Genomic DNA, 19,277 nt, shown 5'->3' on the forward strand with positions numbered 1-19,277 from the left:
GTCCTGCCCGGCGAGGCGCGGCTGAGCGCGCTCGACGTCACCGACGAGGGCGCGGTCGAGGGCTGGATCGCCGAGGCGGCCGCGACGGCGCCGCTCGCCGGGCTGGTCACCGCGGCCGGGATCGCGGCCGACGTGCCGGTGCTCGAGACGAGCGCGGAGGAGTTCCGCCGCATCCTCGAGGTCAACGTCACCGGCACGTTCCTGTGCGCGCGGGCGGCGGCGCGGCGGATGCGCGCGGCGGGCGGCGGATCGATCGTGACGATCGCGTCCGTCTCGGGGATGCGCGGGTCGAAGGGCAGGGCGGCCTATGGCTGTTCCAAGGCGGCGGTGATCAACCTGACGCAGGTGCTGGCGGTCGATCTCGCCGCGGACGGCATCAGGGCGAACGCGGTCTGCCCAGGCCCGGTGGAGACGCCGCTCGTCGCGCGCGTGCATACCGAGGAGACGCGCGCGCACTGGCTCGCGCATGTGCCGCAGCGGCGCTACGCGCAGCCGGAGGAGATCGCCGGCGCCGTGCTGTTCCTGCTCGACCCCCGGCAGTCCGGCCATGTCACCGGCGCGGTGCTGCCGGTGGACGGCGGCTTCTCGGGCGCCGGGCTGACCGCGATCGGGCGCTAGAGAGATCGCAGACGGCTGGAATCAGCCGCAAGCGTGACGATGCCCGCAAGGGCAGGCTGGAGCGGCTTCCACTCGTGCGGAAACCGCTCTCGCGCAGATCGCGATCAGGTCGCGAGGTCCATCCCCGGCCGGGCAGCGCTGCGCGGCCGAGGACGCGGCGCCGATCCGAAGCGCGCTCGGCCTGCCGGCATCAGTCCCGATACCCCCTGAACCCGTCCAGCCGCCAGACCGTGTAGGTGAGCGTCGCATCCGTGTGGGTCGGCACGGTGAGGCGCGCGACGCGTTCGGCCTGCGCGAAGCGCGAGGTCACGTCCGCCGCCTCCGCCCGGCGCGTGACGAACAGGAACGGTCCCGTCACCTCCGGCGTGAGCGCCGCGGTCAGCTCGAACTCGTTGCGCGCCACGCCGTCGGGCTCCCACATCAGCGCATCGCGCGGATGCGGGCGGACGTAGTAGATCAGCGTCGCCATGTCGCGCCGCTGCTCGAAGAGGAAGCGCGCATCGGCGTGCGGCGCGGCGGCGCGCGCGACCGCGCGGCCGAGCACGTCCCAGCCGCGCTGGCGCATCCACGGATCGGCACGGCGCGGCAGCTCGATCCCGGCCGCGGCGAGCGCCGGCGGCCCGGCGAACAGCAGCGCCGCGGCGGCGAGGTGCAGCGCGACCGAGGCGCGGATCAGGAGCGGCCGGCCGAAGGCGAGCGCCCAGTGCACCACCAGGATGGTGCCGGCGGCGTAGACCGGCGCCGCCCAGTTGGCGTTGGCGCGGGAGAGGAAGGACTGCGCCACCATGATCGCGCCGAGCGGCGCGACGAACAGCGCGAGCAGCCGCGTGCGCGGATCGCGCCAGGTGGCGCGGCGCGCGAGCAGCCAGAGCAGGATCGCGAACAGGATCGGCCCGAACACGCCGAACTGCGCGCCCAGGAACTCGGCCCCCATCAGCGGGCGGAACGACGGTCCGGCCGCGAGGTTCGCATTCGCGCCGACGTGGCGGACGGTGGCGAAGCCGTGCGCGAGGTTCCAGGCGAGGTTCGGCGCCAGCAGGCCGAGCGCGAGCCCGGCCGCGAGCCACGGCCCGGGGCCGCGCAGCACCGTGCGCGCCTCGCGGTCGAGCGCGAGCCAGAGCGCGAGCGAGAGCAGGAACCCGGCCATCGCATACTTGGCGAGCAGGCCGATGCCGAGCGCCAGCCCGAGCACGGCCCACCGGCCGGGCGTCGGCCGCTCGCGCAGGCGCACCACGGCATGGAGCGCGGCGGCCCAGGCCGTCAGCAGCGGCACGTCGGTGGAGATGATGGTCGACGAGACCGATACCGCCGGCAATGTGGCGTAGGTGAGGGCGGTCCAGAATCCGATGCGCGCATCGAACAATCGCGCCGCCGTGGCGCCGAGCAGCAGCGCGGTCGCGGCGTGCAGGAGCGGCGAGGCGAGGCGGATGCAGCCTTCGCCATCGCCGCAGAGCGCGGTGGTGCCGGCGATCAGCCAGGCGACCAGCGGCGGCTTGGTGTAATAGCCGAACCGCAGGTCCTGGGCCCAGACCCAGTACTGCGCCTCGTCGGCATAGAGGTTCGGCTGGTTGGTGGCGAGCCAGATCAGCCGCAGGAGCGTGATCGCGGCAACGGCGAGGACGGTGTGCACGGGCGGGACATAACAGATGCGCCGGCGCGCGTCCGCCCCTGCTCGCGGTGGGCCGCTCAGCCCCTGGCGGGCGGCCGGGCGGCCAGCGCCTCGCGCAGACGGCGGGCGAGTTCCTGGCGGCGATAGGGCTTGCTGATCAGCCCGATGCCCTGGCCCGGCGCCTCCTGCGCGTGCATCGCCTGGTCGCTGTAGCCGGAGGTGAACAGCACCTTCAGGTCGGGGCGGAGCCGGCGCGCGGCTTCCGCGAGCTGGCGGCCGTTCATCCCGCCCGGCATGACGATGTCGGTGAAGAGCAGGTCGAACGGCTCGCCCTGCCCGATCAGCTTCAGCGCCTCGGGGCCGTTGCGCGCGCTCACCACCCGGTAGCCGAACTCGGCGAGCTGGGCGGAGACGTGGCGGCGCACGAGATCGTCATCCTCGACCAGCAGGATCCGCTCGGAGCCGCGCGGGAGATCCTCGTCCGCCTCCTGCGGCGCCGGCGCCCGCCGGTCGGCTTCGCTGTCGGCGCGCGGCAGGTAGATCCGCACCGTCGTGCCGCGGCCGACCGCCGAGTCCACCTGCACATGGCCCTGCGACTGCTTGACGAACCCCCAGACCATGCTGAGCCCGAGTCCTGAGCCCTTGCCGACCTCCTTGGTGGTGAAGAATGGGTCGAAGGCGCGTGCCAGCACCTCGGGCGTCATGCCGATGCCGGTGTCGGAGACCGCGATGGTCACGTAAGCGCCGGGGGCGAGGCCGCCCGCCTCTTCGGCGGCGCCGGCATCCAGCTCGACATTCGCGGTTTCGATCGTCAGCCGTCCGCCCTTGGGCATGGCGTCGCGCGCGTTGATGCAGAGATTGAGGATCGCGCTCTCGAGCTGCGGCGCATCGACCAGGATCGGCCACAGACCCTCGGCATGCACGAAGCATGTCTCGATGTGCTCGCCCAGCGTGCGGCGCAGCAGCGGCCGCATGCCGTCCAGCAGCCGGGTGACGTCGGTGACCTTGGGGTCGAGCGCCTGCCTGCGCGCGAAGGCCAGCAGCCGGCTGGTCAGCCCCGCCGCGCTCTCGGCCGCCGACTGGACGGTGAGCGCGAGCGGACGCAGCGCCGGGTCGTCGGCGAGATGCTCGGCAAGCAGTTCGGCGTTGCCGAGGATGACGGTCAGCAGGTTGTTGAAGTCGTGCGCGATCCCGCCGGTGAGCTCGCCGACCGCGCGCAGCCGGTCGGCCTGGGTCAGGGTCTCGGCCATGCGCCGGTCGTGCACCATGCGGCCGATATGGGTCGCGATCGTGTCGATCAGCGTGCGTTCCTCGGCCAGGAACGGGTCCTCCGCCGCGCCCTGGTCGGGCGGGGCGGCACGGTAGCCGATCTCCACCTGGCCGATGCGCTTGCCGCCGGCGCGGATGGTGCTGGTGAGCGCGCTCACGGGCTGCACCCAGCCGGCGCTGCGGTACTCCCGCCCTTCCAGCTCGATGCGCGCGACGGCGAGATCGTCGTGCAGCACGCTGGTCGGCAGCAGCGTGGCCATCTCGGCGCAGATCTCCTCCACCGGGCGCGTGTCGGCCGCCGTCAGCTCGAGCGCGCGGTAGAGGCAGCGCAGCTCCTTGATGCGCTCGCGCAGGTCGCGCTCGAAGCGCTTGCGTGCGGTGATGTCGCGCATCCCGCCGACGAAGCGCGAGGGCCTGCCGTCAGGCCCCAGGATCAGCCGGGCATGCGCCTCGATCTCGCGCACCGAGCCGTCCCTGTGCAGGAAGCGGTACTCGGCGGACCACTCGCGCTCGCGCTGTCCGATCGCGCGCCGCATGCCGGCGAGCACCCGGTCCCTGTCGGCCGGATGCAGGCGGCGCGTCCAGGAGGAGGAGTCCGGCTCGAGCTCGTCCATCGGGTAGCCGAAGCTCTTCTCGAACTCGTCGCTCCACCAGATGGTGTCGGTGCTGAGATCCCAGTCCCAGATGACGTCGGCGGTGGCGCTCGCCACGGCGTGGAAGCGCGCCTCGCTCTCGCGCAGGCGGTTCTCGGCGCGCTTGCGCTCGGAGATGTCCTGCAGCGCGCCCTGCACGGCGACGATGCGGCCGCCCTCGTCGCGCACCGCCTCGCCGATGCTGCGCACCCAGACGCGCCGCCCGTGCGCGGTGACGAGTTCGAGCTCCAGGTCCCACGGCGTGCCCTCGGCGGCGCAGGCGAGGAAGGCCTCGCGGATCGCGCCGCGGTGCTCGGGCACGTAGGCGCCGAAGGTCGCCTCCAGCGCCGGCACTTCGCCCGGCGGCAGGTCGTGGATCGCGCTCATCTGCTCGGACCAGGTCACCTCGTGGCCGGGCAGCGAGACCTGCCAGCCGCCGAGCTGGCCGATGCGCGAGGCCATCTGCAGCAGTGCCTGGTTCCGCCGCAGCGCGTTCTCGGCGGCCTTCTGCGGCGTGATGTCCTCGCTGACGACGATCGCGTTGAGCGCGCGCCCGGCGGCGTCGCGGCGCATGGCGACGCTGTTGCGCACCCAGACCGTGCCGCCCTGCCTGGTCCGGTAGCGCTTCTCGCGCACGTAGCTCTGGCGCCGCCCGCTCAGCAGCTCCTGGCGCAAATCGGGCGCGGAGGCGAGGTCCTCGGGCGGGGTGAGGTCCTGGAGGTCGACGCCGCGCAGCTCCTCGGGCCGGTAGCCGAGGATGCGCGCGAAGGCCTCGTTCACCTCCTGGATCCGCCCGTCCGGCGCGACCACGGCGATGCCGGTGGCGGCGTCGCGGAAGGCCTCGCGGAAGGTCGTCTCGCTCGCGCGCAGCGCATCGAGGGCACGGATGCGCTGCACCGCGAGCGAGACCAGCCGCGCGCCGCGGCTGACCGCGCGCAGCTCCTCGGCCGTCGGCATGCGCGGATGGTCGTGATAGACCGCGAAGCAGGCGAGCGGCCGCCCGTCGGCGTCGAGCGCCGGGGTGGACCAGCAGGCGCGCAGGCCGTGCGCGCGCGCGATGTCGCGCAGGCCGTGCCAGAGCGGATCGGTCTCGGTGTCGGGCGTGATGACCTGCGTGCGCCGGGTCACCGCGGCCCCGCAGGTGCCGGCGTCGGGCGTGATCGGCACGCCGTCGATCAGTTCGGCATAGACCGGCATGCGGGGCGAGGCGCCGTGGCGGAAGCACTGCGCCTCGGCATCCACCAGCGTCACCGCCACGCGCGCCTCGGCGAGCGTCTGCTCCATCAGGCGCGCGATCCGTTCCAGCACCTCTGCGAGCGCCGCGCCGGACGAGATCAGGTCGAGGATCTCGGTCTCGGCCTGCAGCAGCCGCTCCGCCTTCAGCCGCGCGCTGATGTCGCGGAAGGTGACGACCGCGCCCGCGATCCCGCCGTCGGCGCGGCGCATCGGCGCGCAGACATACTCGACCGGGAAGCTCGTGCCGTCCTTGCGGAAGAACACCTCGTCCTCGACGTGGCGGGTCACGCCGTCGCGCAGCGACCGGGAGATCGGGCAGTCCTCGATCGGATAGGGGCTGCCGTCCGGCCGATGGTGATGGATCAGGGCGTGCGAGTCGCGCCCGCGCGTCTCCTCCGCGGTCCAGCCGAGCATCGCCAGCGCGGCGGGGTTGTCGAACAGGATCCGCCCATCGGCATCGAGGCCGTGCACGCCCTCGCCGACCGTCTCGAGGATCACGCGCAGCCGCTGTTCGCCCTGCGTGCGCGCGTCGTGCAGATGGACGAGCGAGATCAGCCCGGCGACGGCGCGGGCGAAGGCGCGGTCGGAGGCGCTCCAGGCGCGCGGCCCGCCGACATGTTCGAGGCAGAGCACGCCATTGGCCGCGCCGTCGGCATGGATCGGCACGTCCAGCATCGCGCCGATGCCGAGCGGGCGGAGATAGGTCTCGGCGAGGCAGGCCGTGCGCGGATCGGCGCGGGCGTCCTCGGCGGCGATCGGTTCGCCCGCGGCGAGCGCGCGGAAGTACTCGGCATGGGCGTCGGCCGTCAGTACCGTCCCGCTGTGGTGGCGGCCGGCAGCGGCATCGAACACGTCCAGGCAGACGATCGCGTCGCCCGCCGGCGTCAGCGTCCAGACGCCGGCGCGCGCCACGCCGATGGTGCGGGCCGCCAGTTCGGTGGCACGGCGCAGCGCATCCTCGAGGCCGGCGGGCTGGAGCAGGCCGAGCCGCATCAGCTCCGTCAGGGCGCCGAGCCGCTGGACCTCGCTCTCGGCCGGGCGGCCCGCGGGCTCCGTCTCCGGGGGGGCCGACGCCGGCGGGATCGGCCAAGCCTTGGTCGTCAATGCCGCCTCCATACCGGCTGCCGCGTGACGAGGCGCCGACCGTTACGGTCGCCCAGTATACAACTTTCTGGCGAGGATCCGAAACGGCGGTGCGATGTCCGCGCGCGGGCGGCTCGGCGGCGGGAGGGAGCAGGCTCTCCGGTCGGGCAGGCGGCGCGGGGAGACGGACCCGGTCTCCCCGCGCCCTGCGTCAGGCCGCGATCCGGGCGACCTCCTCGGGCGGGAGGCGCACGGTGCGGTCGTAGTCCTTGAGCAGGGTCTCGGTGATCTGCCCGGGGGTGAACCTGTAGGGGCCGATCTCGGCCACCGGCGTCACTTCGGCGGCGGTGCCGGTGAGGAAGCATTCGGTGGCCTTGGCCATCTCCTCGGGCCGGATCGCGCGTTCGACCACTTTCATCTGCCGGTTGCGCGCGAGCCGCATCACCGTCCGCCGCGTGATGCCGTCGAGGAAGCAGTCGGGGGTCGGCGTGTGGATCTCGCCGTCGATCACGAAGAAGATGTTCGCCCCCGTCGCCTCGGCCACCTGGCCGCGCCAGTCGAGCATCAGCGCATCCGCGTAGCCCTTGGCCTCGGCGGCATGCTTGTTCAGCGTCGCGATCATGTAGAGCCCGGCCGCCTTGGCCCTCGTGGGGGCGGTCTGCGGGTCGGGGCGGCGCCACTGGCCGATGTCGAGGCGGATGCCCTTCATCCGGTCGTCGCCGAAATAGGCGCCCCAGGACCAGACGGCGATCGCGAGGTGGATCGCGTTCTTCTGGCCGGAGACCCCCATCATCTCGGAGCCGCGCCAGGCGATCGGGCGGACATAGGCGTCCGCGAGGCCGGAGGCGGCGAGGGTGACCCGGGTCGCCTCGTCGATCTGCTCGACCGTCCAGGGCAGCCGCATGTCCATGATGGTCGCGCTGTCGACCAGGCGCTGGGAGTGCTCGCGCAGCTTGAAGACGTGGCCGTTGTAGGCGCGCTCGCCCTCGAACACGGCGGAGGCGTAGTGCAGGCCGTGGGTCAGCACGTGCAGCTTGACCTCGCGCCAGGGGCGCAGGACACCGTCGTACCAGATCAGGCCGTCGCGATCGTCGTAGGGGACCAGGGCCATGGGCGCATCCTCGCAACTTCGTTTCGTCTCGCGCGGAGCCCGCGCAACGCTCTGGACGGTACGGAGCGCCCCCTGATATGTCAATGTTACTGACGTAACTCGACTCCGTAACCCTGGGGAGACGTTCCCGCATGGATGCGCGCGGCACCGCCGGGCTGTTGTTCCTGCGCGAGGAGGAGATCCGGCTCGCGATGGAGCTGCTCTTCTACGGCTATCGCGACTTCACCGCGGGGCCGGATGCGATCCTGGAGGAGCTCGGCATGGGCCGGGCGCACCACCGGGTGCTCTACTTCGTCGGCCGGCATCCCGGAATCACGGTCTCCGAGCTGCTCGCGATCCTCGCGATCACCAAGCAGTCGCTCGGGCGCGTGCTGAAGCCGCTGGTGGACGGCGGCTACGTGACGCAGACGCAGGGGCGGTCGGACCGGCGCCAGCGGCTGCTCGCGCTGACGGCGAAGGGCGAGGCGCTGGAGCGGCGGCTGTTCGAGCGCCAGCGCGAGACGCTCGCGCGCGCGTTCCGCGAGGCGGGCGGGCCGGCGGTGGAGGGGTTCCGCAAGGTGATGCTCGGCATCATGGGGCCGGAGGCGCGCGCGCGCATCGGCAGCCGCATGGCCGGGACGGCGCCGCGGCCGGCGGGGAAGGTGGCGTAGGGGCCTCCGATGCCCGTGGCCGCGCGCGAGACGGTCGCCGCCGATGCGCCGCACATCCTGGTGGTGGACGACGACACGCGGCTGCGCGAGCTCCTGCGCCGCTACCTGGTCGGCGAGGGGTTCCGCGTCACCACCGCGGCGGATGCGGCCGAGGCGCGGCAGCGGCTCGCCGGCATCGCCTTCGACCTGATCGTGCTGGACGTGATGATGCCGGGCGAGAGCGGGCTCGAGCTGACCGAGGCGCTGCGGCGGACGCATGACATCCCGATCGTGCTGCTGACCGCGCGCGGTGCGCCGGAGGATCGCATCGCCGGGTTCGAGCACGGCGCGGACGACTACCTCGCCAAGCCCTTCGAGCCGCGCGAGCTCCTGCTGCGCATCCGCACCATCCTGCGCCGCACCGCGCCCACGCCCGGCACGGCGGAGGGCAAGGTGACGCTCGGCGAGGCGGTGTTCGACCCCGAGCGCGGCACGCTGACGCGGGGGCAGGAGACGGTCCGCCTGACCGGCGGCGAGGCGGCGCTGCTCGCCGCACTCGCGCGCCGGCCGGGCGAGGTCCTGACGCGCGAGGAGATCGCCGCGGCCCTCGGCCAGGAGGATGCCGGCGAGCGCGCGATCGACGTGCAGGTCACGCGGCTGCGGCGCAAGATCGAGCCCGACCCGCGCGAGCCGACCTTCCTCCAGACCGTGCGCGGGCGGGGCTACGTGCTGAGGCCGCGATGAGGCGCCTGGCGTTCGCCATCAAGCGGATGCTGCCGCGCTCGCTGTTCGGGCGCAGCGTGCTGATCATCGTCATGCCGCTGATCCTGCTGCAGGCGGTGGCGCTGCAGATCTTCTACGGCACGCACTGGGAGGTGATCTCGCGCCGGCTTGCCGCCGCGGTGGCGGGCGATGTCGGGCTCGCGGTGGAGACGCTGCGGCGCTTCCCGGCGGAGGCGGACCAGGACTGGCTGGCGGCGCAGATGCTGATCCGCGCCGATCTCGCGATCCGCTTCGCCGAGGGCGAGATCCTGCCGACCGACCCGCCCGACGTGATCGAGGGGCCGGCCGAGACCGAGTTGCGCGCCGCACTCGCCGAGCGGGTGCGGCTGCCCTTCCGCATCGACTGGTCGGGCCGCACCGATCGCGAGGTGCAGATCCGCGTGCAGCTGCCCGAGGGGGTGCTGCATGTCGAGGCGCCGGCGAAACGGCTCTTCACCGGCACGGTGACGGTGTTCGTGCTCTGGCTGATCGGCTCGGCGCTGCTCCTGTTCGCGATCGCGGCGATCTTCATGCGCAACCAGGTGAAGCCGGTGCGGCGGCTGGCGGTCGCGGCGGATGCCTTCGGCAAGGGTCTCGACGTCGGCCCGATCAAGCCCGAGGGCGCGGACGAGGTGCGCCAGGCGGCGGCCGCGTTCAACCTGATGCAGGAACGGCTGCGCCGCTTCCTCGCCCAGCGCACCGCGATGCTGGCGGGGGTGAGCCACGACCTGCGCACGCCGCTGACGCGCATGCGGCTCGCGCTCGCGATGCTCGCGCGGCGCAACCCGGAGGAGGCCGAGGAGGTGGCGGCGATCGGCGAGGACATCGCCGAGATGGAGCGGATGATCGAGGGCTATCTCGCCTTCGCGCGCGGCGAGGGGACGGAGCAGGCGCGGCCCACCGATCTCGGCGCGCTGCTGGCCGAGATGGCGGAGAAGGCGCGCGCGGCGGGCACCGAGGTGGAGGTGAGCGCGCCGGCGCCGCTGGTGCTGCCCCTGCGCGCGGACGCGATGCGCCGCTGCCTCGGCAACCTGATCGACAATGCGCGCCGCCATGCCGGCCATGTCTGGCTCGCCGCCGAGCGGGTGATGCGCGGCGGCGGCGAGGCGGTGCAGATCACGGTGGACGACGACGGCCCGGGCATTCCGGCGGAGCGCCGCGAGGAGGCGTTCCGCCCCTTCGTGCGGCTGGACGGGGGGCGCGGCGGGTCGAGCCGTACCGGCCTCGGGCTGACGATCGCGCGCGACATCGTGCGCGCGCATGGCGGTGAGATCGCGCTCGAGGAGAGCCCGCGGGGCGGGCTCAGGGCACGGATCAGGCTGCCGGCCTGACGCTGGCCGCCGGCGCTGCCGGCGCCACGGGCGGCACCGCCGCGCGTGGCCCCGGGCGCGGCCGTGTGCCGCGATCGCGTCCGCAGCCGCGACCGCGGCGGCGGCTCAGCCCTTGGCCTTCTCCATCATCGCCCGCACCTCGTCGAGCGCCTCCGAGACGCGGCGGTTCAGCACGTTCAGCGTGTCGCCCGACATCCGCTGGATCATGTCCTGCAGCTCGCGGATGTTCTGCATCGCCTTCTCGTAGGTCGCCTTCAGGAGCTCCGCCTGCTTCGCCGCCTTCGCCTGCGGCGCCTCGGCGGCGGCGATCGCCTTCATCGCCTCGGTCAGGTCGGCAAGCGCCTGCTGCATGATCTCCATGTTGCGCTTGGCCACCGCCTGCATGCCCTCGAGCGCCAGCCTGTTGGCGGTGGACAGCGTCTCGATGTTCTTGCGCTGCGCGGCGACCAGCGCCTCCACGTCCACCTGCGGCAGCTTGAACTCCGCCATCATCTTCGTGATGTCCATGTCGAACATCGTCTCGGGCTTCTTCGCCATGGTCGTCCGTCCTCGTCGGTTGGGGGGCGGCAGGCGCCCGGCGCCGGGCACCATCCTCCGCGACGAGGTAGCGCCGCATCCATGCGTCGGTCAAACGTTTTTGTGCGGTGCAGCAAAATGGCCGCTATGCGGCGGGGTCGGGCTCGCTGCCGGCGCCGGGGGCCGCATCGGGCTGCGGGCGGGACGGCCGGCCGAGCAGCGGCTCGAGCGTCTCGGCAAGGCTCTCGGCGCGGGTCAGCGCCGTGTCCAGCGCCGCCATGGTGGGCGCGAGATCCGGGGTCTCGTCGGTCTCCCAGGCGCGGAACGCCGCGGCCCAGACCGCGAGCAGGCCCTTCGCGCGCAGCATGCCGGCCGGGCCGGTCGCCGGGATGCCGGCCGCCTCCAGCATCCAGCGCATCGCGGTCAGCGCGGCGGGCACACGGCAGGCCAGCGCCACCGGATCGCGCCGCACACCCCGCCAGCAGGCGAGCACCCCGGCGCGGTGGGGCGCGAGCGCGTCGAAGCGGCGCATCAGCACGTCGAACAGCCGGTCCTTCGGCGTGTCGGACTCGTTCGGCGGCATCGTCCCGGCCAGCACGGCGGCGTCGACCACGGCCACGAAGCGATCGAGGATGGCGGCGCGATCCGCAAACCGCGCCCGCAGCGCCGCGAGCGTGGTGCCCGCCTCGGCGGCGATCCTGGGCAGGGTGGCGCCGGACCAGCCCTCGCGCGCCGCCACCCGCATCAGGGCTGCGGTGACGTCGCGGTCGAAGGCGTCGATCCCGTCCATGAGGCTCACATGGGCGCTCGCGGTTCAGCCCGCCAGTTCGCGCGACCGGCGCGCCGCCTCGGCGACGGCACGGCGCAGGAGCGCGGGGATGCCGTGCTCGGCCATCAGCACCGCGAGCGCCGCGGCGGTGGTTCCGCCCGGGCTGGTGACGTTGCGGCGCAGCTCTGTGGCGTCCTCCGCGCTCGCGGCGAGCAGCGCACCCGACCCGGCCACCGTCCGGCGCGCGAGGCGACGCGCGAGTTCCGGCGGCAGTCCCGCCGCGATCCCGGCCGCCTCCATCGCCTCGGCAAGCAGGAACACATAGGCCGGACCGCTGCCCGAGACGGCGGTGACGGCATCCATCAGCGCCTCGTCCTCCACCCACGCGACCTCGCCGATCGCCTCGAGCAGGCCGGTGCAGAGGTCGCGCTGTGCGGCCGTCACGCCGGGGCCGGCACAGGCGACGGTGATGCCCTGGCGCACCGCCGCCGGGGTGTTCGGCATCGCGCGCACCACCGCCGCCTCCGCGCCGAGGAGGGCGCGCATGCCGGCGATCGTCCGGCCGGCCATGATGGAGAGGAACACCGCTCGGCCGGCGAAGCGGCCGTAGGCGGGCAGCACCGCCGCCGCCTCCTGCGGCTTCACCGCCAGCACCACCGCCGCCGGGCGGAGGTCGTCGGGCAGGGCCTCCGGCGACCCGACCGCGCCTGCGGGGGCATGAGGACCCGGCTCGACCACCGCGACGCGGCGGCCGGCCTCCAGCCAGCCCGCCCGCATCGCCCCGCCCATCTTGCCGCAGCCGACCAGCAGGATCGTGTCCATGCGGGCAAGAAGAACAGGGCCCGGGGGACTACGCTAGTCCCCCCGCACCGCCGCTGCGGAACGGCTGCCGGATGCCCATGGACGACGCGACGCGCCTGCCGACCTCGGTGATCCTGGAACGGCTCATGCACGAGGCGCCGCCCGGGACCGTCAGCCTGGGCTGGCTGGTCGAGAGGCTCGGCCCGCGCTCCTTCGGCCTGGTGCTGCTGCTGCTCGGCCTGCTCGCGCTGCTGCCGGGGGTCGCGATCGCGGCGGGGCTGCTGCTCGCGCTGCCGGCCTCGCAGATGCTGCGCGGGCATGCCGCCCCGGTCTTCCCGCAACGCCTCGCGCGGCGCGGGCTGCCGACGCAGCGCCTCGCCGCGCTGATCCGACGCGCCCTGCCGGCGCTGCGCCGGATGGAGCGGATCATGCGGCCGCGCCTCGCCACACCGTTCCAAGCCACGAAGCGGGTGGTCGGCGCGCTCATGCTCCTGCTCGCCGTGCTGCTGCTGGCGACACCGCTGCCGCTCAGCAACGTTCCCTACGCGATCGCGATCGTGCTGCTCGCCGTCGCCTATCTCGAGGAGGACGGGATCGCGCTCTGCATTGCCCTCGGCCTCGCCGTCTTGGCCCTGGCCGCGAGCGGGGTCGCGCTCTGGCTCGCACTCGTCTGAACGCGGCGCCGGCGGCCCGTCCCGGCCCCGCCGCGGGGGGCCGGCCGCGGCATCCTCCGGCTCACGCCTCGCCCGCGCATTCCAGCATCGCGGCGGCCAGGGCCTCCGCCGGGCTCTTGCCGCCCCAGAGCACGAACTGGAACGCCGGGAAGAAGCGCTCGCACTCGGTCACGGCGATGTCCACCATGTCCTCGAGCGCCTCCACCGAAAGCCCGCCGGCCCCGCGCAGCAGCACCGAGTGGCGGAACACGGGCGTGTTCTCCTCGGTCCAGACGCCGAAATGCCCGAGCCACAGCTTCTCGTTCGCGAGCGCCAGCAGTTCGTGAACCTGCGTCCTGCGCGCCGCCGGCACCTTCAGGTCGAAGGCGCAGAAGAAATGCATCGCGCTGATCTCGCCGCACCACGAGAAGTGCAGCGTGTAGTCGCACCACTTCCCCGGCACCTCGACCGCCATGGAATCGTCGCCCCGCCGGTCGAACGGCCAGTCATTGGCGGCGACGATCTGCTCCAGGAGGTCGAGGGGGTTGGCGGTGCTGTCGTCACGGAGGGCAAGGCGGTCGGCCATGGCCGCGTGCTCCCTGTACCGGTGGCGGACGCCAGGCGGGCGTCGCCCAGAAGGAGGTGCTGCCGCCACCCACATCTAGATGTGAAGGAGCGACCGGAACACCATGAATAGGCTAGCGAGTCGAATCGCGCCGCCGCAAGGCGAACCCGATGCGTGGCCGTGTTTTCACGCTTCCGTCATGCCCGGCTCAGGGCGCCGCGCCGTCCACCGCCGGCGGCGCCTCCGGGGTGGCCTCCAGCCTGGCCAGGCGCGCCTCGACCTCGGCGAGCCGGGCCGCGAGCCGGCCGTTCTCCTCGCGCGCCCGCGACGCCATCTCGCGCACCGCCTCGAACTCCTCGCGCGTGACGAGGTCGAGCCGGCGCAGCATCTCCTCGAGGGCGGAGCGCGCCATCGCCTCGGCCTCGCGCCTGACCCCGACCAGTGCCGAGATCGCGCCCCCGGCCACGCCCGCCACGTCATCCGCCAGCTTCGCGCGCATCCTTGCCTCCTTGCCGCGGCGTTGCCGCCCGCGGGGGCGGACCCTATAAGCCCCGCGTCCCCGCCACAACCGGCAAGCGTCATGATCCTCGTCACCGGCGGCGCCGGCTTCATCGGCTCGAACATTGTCGCCTCGCTCGCCGCGCGCGGCGAGGAGGTGGTGGTGTGCGACCGGCTGCGCAGCGACGGCAAGTGGCGCAACCTCGCCCGGCATCTCGTCGCCGAGATCGTCGCGCCGGAGGCGCTCCTCGGCTGGCTGGGCCGCGTCCCCCCGCTGCGCGCGGTCGTGCACATGGGCGCGATCTCCGCCACCACCGAACGCGACGGCGATCTCACGGCGGCGACCAACATCGCGCTGCCGCTGGCGCTCTGGGAGTGGTGCGCGGCGCACGCCGTGCCGTTCGTCTACGCCTCCTCCGCCGCGACCTATGGCGACGGCTCGGCCGGGTTCGACGACGACCCGGCCCCCGAGGCGCTCGCCCGGCTCCGCCCGCTCAACCTCTACGGCTGGTCGAAGCACGTCTTCGACCGGCGCGTGGCGGACCTCGTCGCGCGAGGCCGTCCGCGCCCGCCGCAATGGGCGGGGCTGAAGTTCTTCAACGTCTACGGGCCGAACGAGTACCACAAGGGGCCGATGATCTCGGTGGTGAAGCGCAAGGCGGACGAGATCGCCGGCGGCAAGCCCGCCACCCTGTTCCGCAGCCACCGCAGCGACATCCCCGACGGCCACCAGGCGCGCGACTTCGTCTGGGTCGGCGACTGCGTCGATGTCGTGCTGTGGCTGCTCGACCACCCGCAGGTCTCGGGCCTGTTCAATGTCGGCACCGGGACGGCGCGGACCTATGTCGATCTCGCCCGCGCGGTGTTCGCGGCGATGAACCGCGCGCCCGAGATCGTCTTCGTCGACACGCCCGAGCATCTCCGCGCGCAGTACCAGTACTTCACCCGGGCGCGCATGGAACGGCTGCGCGCCGCCGGCTACGACCGTCCGTTCACCCCGCTCGAGGACGGGGTCGCGACCTATGTGCGCGACTACCTGCTGGCGCCGGACCCCTATCGCTGATGCTCGGCGTCGTTCCGTTCCCGCTGATCGACCCGGTGCTGGTCGAGCTCGGCCCCTTCGCGATCCGCTGGTACGCGCTCGCCTACATCGCCGGGCTGGTGATCGGCTGGCGCATCGCGCGCCGGCTCGCCGTCGCGCCACCGCAGGCCGCCACGCGGGAGCAGGTGGACGACTTCCTCACCTGGGCGGTGCTCGGCGTGATCATCGGCGGGCGGCTCGGCTACGTGCTGTTCTACCTGCCGGGCTACTACCTCGCGCATCCGCTGGAGGCGCTGATGGTGTGGAAGGGGGGCATGTCCTTCCACGGCGGCATGCTCGGGGTGGTCGCGGCGACGCTCGGGTTCTGCCGCCGGCGGGGCATCGACTTCTTCGCCTTCGTCGATCGCATCGCCGTGCCGACGCCGATCGGGCTCTGCCTCGGCCGGCTCGCCAACTTCGTCAACGCCGAGCTCTGGGGCAGGCCGTGGGACGGGCCCTGGGCGATGGTGTTCCCGACCGATCCCGACCGGCTCCCGCGCCACCCGAGCCAGCTCTACCAGGCGGGGCTCGAGGGGCTGGCGCTGTTCGCCGTGATGCTCTGGTTCGGCCGGCAGGAGCGGTGGCGCGCGCGGCGCGGCTTCCTGGGCGGGCTGTTCCTCGCCGGCTACGCGGTCGCGCGCATGACCGGCGAGCTGTTCCGCCAGCCCGATGCCTTCCTCGGCTTCCTGCCGGGGGGGCTGACCATGGGGCAGGCGCTGAGCCTGCCGATGCTCGCGGTGGGGCTGTGGGCGATCGCGACCAGCAAGAACCGCTCGACGCGCTGATCCGCGCCGAGATCGCGGCAGCCGGGCCGATGCGGCTCGACCGGTTCATGGCGCTCTGCAACGCGCGCTACTACGCGACGCGCGATCCGCTCGGGCGGGCGGGGGACTTCGTCACCGCGCCCGAGATGACGCAGGCCTTCGGCGAACTCATCGGCGCCTGGTGTGCCGCGGTGTGGCAGTCGCTCGGCCGGCCGGATCCCGTGCTGCTCGCCGAGGCCGGCCCCGGGCGCGGCACGCTGATGGCCGATGCGCTGAGGCTCGCCGACCGTGTCGCGCCCGATTTCGCCGCGGCCGCGCGCGTGCACCTGATCGAGACGAGTCCGGTGCTGCGGGCGGCGCAGGAGCGGCTGCTGGGCGGCAGGGTGGCTGCCTGGCACGACGGGATCGGGACGCTGCCGGACGGTCCGCTGCTGCTGATCGCCAACGAGTTCCTCGACGCGCTGCCGGTGCGCCAGTTCCTCGCCGGCGGACGCGAGCGTGCGGTGGGCCTCGCCGGCGATCGGCTGGTCTGGACGAGCGTCGCCGCGACGGACGCGCCGGTCCCTGGCGAGCGCAGCGATGCCGCGTGCGCCTGGACGGGCATGCTCGCGGCCCGGATCGCGCGCCAGGGCGGGGCGGCGCTCGTCATCGACTACGGCCACGCGGGCGGTGCCGCGGACACGCTGCAGGCGGTGCGCGGCCACGCGCCGGCCGATCCGCTCGCCGCACCCGGCGAAGCCGACCTCACCGCGCATGTCGACTTCGCCGCCGTTGCAGCGGCGGCGCGCGCCGCCGGCTCGGCGGTGCACGGCCCCGTGCCGCAGGGCGCGTTCCTGCGCGCGCTGGGCCTGCCCGAGCGCACGGCGGTGCTCTGCCGGAGGGCGCGGCCCGCGACCGCGCGCCAGCTCCAGGCGGCGGCGCGCCGGCTGATGGACGCGGACGCGATGGGGCTGCTGTTCAAGGCGGTCGCGATCACCGAGCCTGGGCTGCCGCCGCCGCCGGGATTCGCGCCGTGACCCCGCCGTTCCTTGCCGCCGGCCTCGATGCGCCGCACGGGTTCTTCACCCGCGCGGGCGGCGTCTCGACCGGCCGCTTCGCCACCCTGAACTGCTCCCTCTCCGGCCGCGACGATCCCCGCGCGGTGGCCGAGAACCGCGCGCGCGCGCGCACCGCACTCGGGGTCGGCGCGCTGGTGGGCCTGTTCCAGGTGCACGGCGCCGCGGTCGCGGTGGTGGAGGAGCCGTGGCACGACGAGGCGCGGCCGGAGGCCGATGCGCTGGTGACGCGCCGGCGCGACGTCGCGCTCGGCATCGTCACCGCGGACTGCGCGCCGGTGCTGTTCCTCGATGCCGAGGCGGGCGTGATCGGCGCCGCGCATGCCGGCTGGCGCGGCGCGCTCGCCGGCGTGCTGGAGGCGACCGTGGCGGCGATGGAACGGCTCGGTGCGGCGCGCGGCCGCATCTCGGCCGCGATCGGTCCGGCCATCCGGCAGCCGAGCTACGAGGTCGCGGCCGATTTGCGCGACGCCGTGCTGGCCGCCGATCCGGCACACGCGCGCTTCTTCGTCGACGGCGCGCGGCCCGGCCGCTGGCGCTTCGACCTGCCGGGCTTCTGCGCCACGGCACTCGCGCGCGCGGGTATCGCGCGGGTGATCGATCTCGGCCTCGACACCTATGCCGACCCCGCGCGGTTCTTCAGCTACCGCCGCGCCACCCACGAGGGTGTTGGGCCGATCGGACACCAGCTCTCGGCGATCGCGCTCAGTTGAGGGGCGTGTCTGCCCCGCGCATTGGCGGCGGCAGCCGTTCGGGCCCGATGCCGAAGCTCTGGGGGTAGGTCTTGACGAGTTCGCGATCGGACACCGGAGGGCCGTCGCGCAGGCGACCGAAGAACCAGCACCCGCTGACCGCATCGAGATTGTGACGCAGAAGCCGATCCATGAGCCGGAGCGGCGGCGTCGCGAGCAGGGCTGCGCCGCCCGCAAGTCGTCGCCAGAACCGCCTGGAGGAGAATCCGAGCAGGAATGCCTGAAGGGCGGAGGCGACGACGCTGCCGACGCCCAGGGCCACGCCCGCAGCCACCTCGTCGAACTGCCTGAACAGCCGGCGATGGCCGATCGGCGTAAAGCGAGTGAAGTCGTAGGCCCCCATGTGCACCGGCTGGAGGAATGGCGTCACGGCATAGACGAAGCCCCCGCGGTCAAGCACCCGGACGAACTCCGCGACACAACGCTGGGGATCGGCGACATGTTCGAGCACCGCGATCGCGACGATCAGATCGAAGCTGCGCGGCGCGAAGGGCAGGTCGTGTGCGTCCGCGATCAGTTCGACATGCCGGGCGAAGGCGACATCGGTATGCACGACGACGGCGCCGTCGTCGGCGAGCTGCAATCCGCCGGCGCCGACCACCAGCACCCGCGGCTTCGCCCGCACGCTGCGGACGTAGGCGAGAATGTCGGACAGCGGAGGAGAACGGAGGCTCGTGCCCGTATTGCGCAGCCGGTAGACGACCCGATGCGCAATGCGTCGCCAACCCGACGTGCGGTCATCCGCCCGGCCATACGCTGCGCCTTCGTAGCTGTCGGGACCGAGATAGTCGGCGACTGCGAACACGGAATTGGCGTCGTTGATCAGCACCGGCACGCCGTGTACGCGTGGAAAGCGGGTTCCGCAGGCGGGACAGACCAGCCCGTCGGCGCACTCGGCGAGTGGCGTGTGCTCGCGAGGGCAGACCAGCGCGATGCCATGGAGCAATGCGTTACCGTACCGTTCGGACTGCTCGGCCGTCGGGCCAGGCGCCGACATCTTCGTCGGAGCGAGACCCTGATCGCCTGGCTCCACCCTGTTCGCTCCGCAGTCGCCTGTGTTAGGTGACAGAGTATGCCCTATGTCTGGATGTTCGTCATCCTGCTGTGCCTCGGTGTACTCGCCACCTGCGTCTTGGCATGAGAGCGCTCCTCATCCTGCTGCCGCTCGCCGGCTGCGGGCCGCTGCAGCTTCCCTTCGTCGAGGTGCCGATGCCCTTCGAGCGCGCGTCCCGGACCGGCGCGCCGGAGGTGCTGGTGCGTCCGCCGCCGGCGCGCATCGTCATTCCGCCCTCGACCACGCTCGGCCTGCCCGAGGTGGACGCACGCCGCTTCGCCGCCACCCTCGCCGAGGCGCTGCAGGCGCAGGACCTGCCCGCGACCGCCGCCGAGATCGCGAAGCCCGAGTATCGCCTGCTGGTCGCCGGCGAGGTCGCGTCCGGCGCGGTGCGTCTGACCTACACCCTGGTCGACGAGGCGGGCACGCCGATCGCCGCGGCCGGCGGCCCGAGTGCCGTGCCCGCCGCCGCCTGGGCCGCCGCCGAGG

At 73.4% G+C, this 19,277-nt stretch carries 19 protein-coding genes; 10 read left to right on the forward strand and 9 right to left on the reverse strand.

Going from position 1 to position 19,277, the window contains the following annotated elements; genetic code table 11:
* On the forward strand, positions 1-618 hold a 618-nt coding region (locus tag FK498_RS09870; RefSeq protein WP_141854062.1), incomplete at its 5' end, for an SDR family NAD(P)-dependent oxidoreductase.
* Between the two features lie 190 nt (positions 619-808).
* Here FK498_RS09870 and FK498_RS09875 read toward each other — a convergent pair.
* The 3 genes from FK498_RS09875 to FK498_RS09885 form a co-directional block, all read right to left on the reverse strand.
* Positions 809-2,248: a glycosyltransferase family 39 protein gene (locus tag FK498_RS09875; RefSeq protein ID WP_161988372.1), complete on the reverse strand. Its 1,440-nt coding sequence runs from the start codon at positions 2,246-2,248 to the stop codon at positions 809-811.
* Positions 2,249-2,304: 56 nt separating this feature from the next.
* Positions 2,305-6,468: a PAS domain S-box protein gene (locus FK498_RS09880; RefSeq protein ID WP_161988373.1), complete on the reverse strand. Its 4,164-nt coding sequence runs from the start codon at positions 6,466-6,468 to the stop codon at positions 2,305-2,307.
* A 190-nt stretch (positions 6,469-6,658) separates the two neighbouring features.
* Entirely contained in the window at positions 6,659-7,558 is a 900-nt protein-coding gene (locus FK498_RS09885; RefSeq protein ID WP_141854068.1) for a branched-chain amino acid aminotransferase, read from the reverse strand.
* Positions 7,559-7,689: 131 nt separating this feature from the next.
* On the opposite strand from FK498_RS09885, the gene FK498_RS09890 reads away from it, so the two are divergent.
* The 3 genes from FK498_RS09890 to FK498_RS09900 are packed head-to-tail and all read left to right on the forward strand — an operon-like array spanning position 7,690 to position 10,280.
* Complete coding sequence (locus FK498_RS09890; protein ID WP_141854070.1) at positions 7,690-8,208, forward strand: MarR family transcriptional regulator; 519 nt, start codon at positions 7,690-7,692, stop codon at positions 8,206-8,208.
* Between the two features lie 9 nt (positions 8,209-8,217).
* A complete protein-coding gene (locus FK498_RS09895) occupies positions 8,218-8,931 on the forward strand; it encodes a response regulator (protein WP_141854072.1) in 714 nt (237 codons plus the stop codon).
* Positions 8,928-10,280 carry an ATP-binding protein gene (locus FK498_RS09900; RefSeq protein WP_141854074.1) on the forward strand — a complete coding sequence of 451 codons (1,353 nt, stop codon included), beginning with the start codon at positions 8,928-8,930 and terminating at the stop codon, positions 10,278-10,280. Before FK498_RS09895 ends, FK498_RS09900 begins: the two co-directional genes overlap by 4 nt.
* Positions 10,281-10,385: 105 nt before the next feature.
* Here the strand turns inward: FK498_RS09900 and FK498_RS09905 are convergent, their stop codons facing one another.
* The 3 genes from FK498_RS09905 to proC all read right to left on the reverse strand — a co-directional run bounded on the left by FK498_RS09905 (position 10,386) and on the right by proC (position 12,387).
* On the reverse strand, positions 10,386-10,817 hold the full coding sequence (locus FK498_RS09905; RefSeq protein ID WP_141854076.1) for a phasin family protein: 432 nt from the start codon (positions 10,815-10,817) through the stop codon (positions 10,386-10,388).
* A 124-nt stretch (positions 10,818-10,941) separates the two neighbouring features.
* On the reverse strand, positions 10,942-11,586 hold the full coding sequence (locus FK498_RS09910) for a TetR family transcriptional regulator (protein ID WP_141854078.1): 645 nt from the start codon (positions 11,584-11,586) through the stop codon (positions 10,942-10,944).
* A gap of 24 nt (positions 11,587-11,610) precedes the next feature.
* Positions 11,611-12,387 carry a pyrroline-5-carboxylate reductase gene (proC, locus tag FK498_RS09915; RefSeq protein WP_141854080.1) on the reverse strand — a complete coding sequence of 259 codons (777 nt, stop codon included), beginning with the start codon at positions 12,385-12,387 and terminating at the stop codon, positions 11,611-11,613.
* A 77-nt stretch (positions 12,388-12,464) separates the two neighbouring features.
* On the opposite strand from proC, the gene FK498_RS09920 reads away from it, so the two are divergent.
* Entirely contained in the window at positions 12,465-13,040 is a 576-nt protein-coding gene (locus tag FK498_RS09920; protein WP_141854082.1) for an exopolysaccharide biosynthesis protein, read from the forward strand.
* A gap of 61 nt (positions 13,041-13,101) precedes the next feature.
* Here FK498_RS09920 and FK498_RS09925 read toward each other — a convergent pair whose 3' ends face one another.
* Positions 13,102-13,605: a YbjN domain-containing protein gene (locus FK498_RS09925; protein WP_141854084.1), complete on the reverse strand. Its 504-nt coding sequence runs from the start codon at positions 13,603-13,605 to the stop codon at positions 13,102-13,104.
* A gap of 187 nt (positions 13,606-13,792) precedes the next feature.
* Positions 13,793-14,083 (reverse strand): accessory factor UbiK family protein, encoded by a 291-nt coding sequence (locus tag FK498_RS09930; protein WP_141854086.1) that lies wholly within the window; start codon positions 14,081-14,083, stop codon positions 13,793-13,795.
* Positions 14,084-14,164: 81 nt separating this feature from the next.
* On the opposite strand from FK498_RS09930, the gene rfaD reads away from it, so the two are divergent.
* From rfaD to pgeF, 4 genes are read left to right on the forward strand one after another with little or no spacing between them, the layout of a single operon-like run.
* Entirely contained in the window at positions 14,165-15,145 is a 981-nt protein-coding gene (gene rfaD / locus FK498_RS09935) for an ADP-glyceromanno-heptose 6-epimerase (protein WP_141854088.1), read from the forward strand.
* The gene (lgt, locus tag FK498_RS09940; protein WP_141854090.1) at positions 15,145-15,948 is read left to right on the forward strand and encodes a prolipoprotein diacylglyceryl transferase; all 804 of its coding nucleotides are present in this window, start codon (positions 15,145-15,147) and stop codon (positions 15,946-15,948) included. The genes rfaD and lgt overlap by 1 nt, the downstream gene beginning before the upstream one ends.
* Positions 15,949-15,977: 29 nt before the next feature.
* On the forward strand, positions 15,978-16,943 hold the full coding sequence (locus tag FK498_RS09945; RefSeq protein WP_202614802.1) for a class I SAM-dependent methyltransferase: 966 nt from the start codon (positions 15,978-15,980) through the stop codon (positions 16,941-16,943).
* Entirely contained in the window at positions 16,940-17,695 is a 756-nt protein-coding gene (gene pgeF, locus FK498_RS09950) for a peptidoglycan editing factor PgeF (protein WP_141854092.1), read from the forward strand. Before FK498_RS09945 ends, pgeF begins: the two co-directional genes overlap by 4 nt.
* On the opposite strand, the gene FK498_RS09955 is transcribed toward pgeF, so the two are convergent.
* Complete coding sequence (locus tag FK498_RS09955; protein WP_161988374.1) at positions 17,688-18,563, reverse strand: bifunctional 2-polyprenyl-6-hydroxyphenol methylase/3-demethylubiquinol 3-O-methyltransferase UbiG; 876 nt, start codon at positions 18,561-18,563, stop codon at positions 17,688-17,690. The two genes, pgeF and FK498_RS09955, sit on opposite strands and share 8 nt — an antisense overlap.
* 308 nt (positions 18,564-18,871) lie before the next feature.
* On the opposite strand from FK498_RS09955, the gene FK498_RS09960 reads away from it, so the two are divergent.
* Positions 18,872-19,277 (forward strand): hypothetical protein (locus FK498_RS09960; protein ID WP_141854096.1); only part of this gene is annotated, 406 nt, incomplete at its 3' end.

The organism is Elioraea sp. Yellowstone, from assembly GCF_006704265.1.
GTDB lineage: Bacteria > Pseudomonadota > Alphaproteobacteria > Acetobacterales > Acetobacteraceae > Elioraea.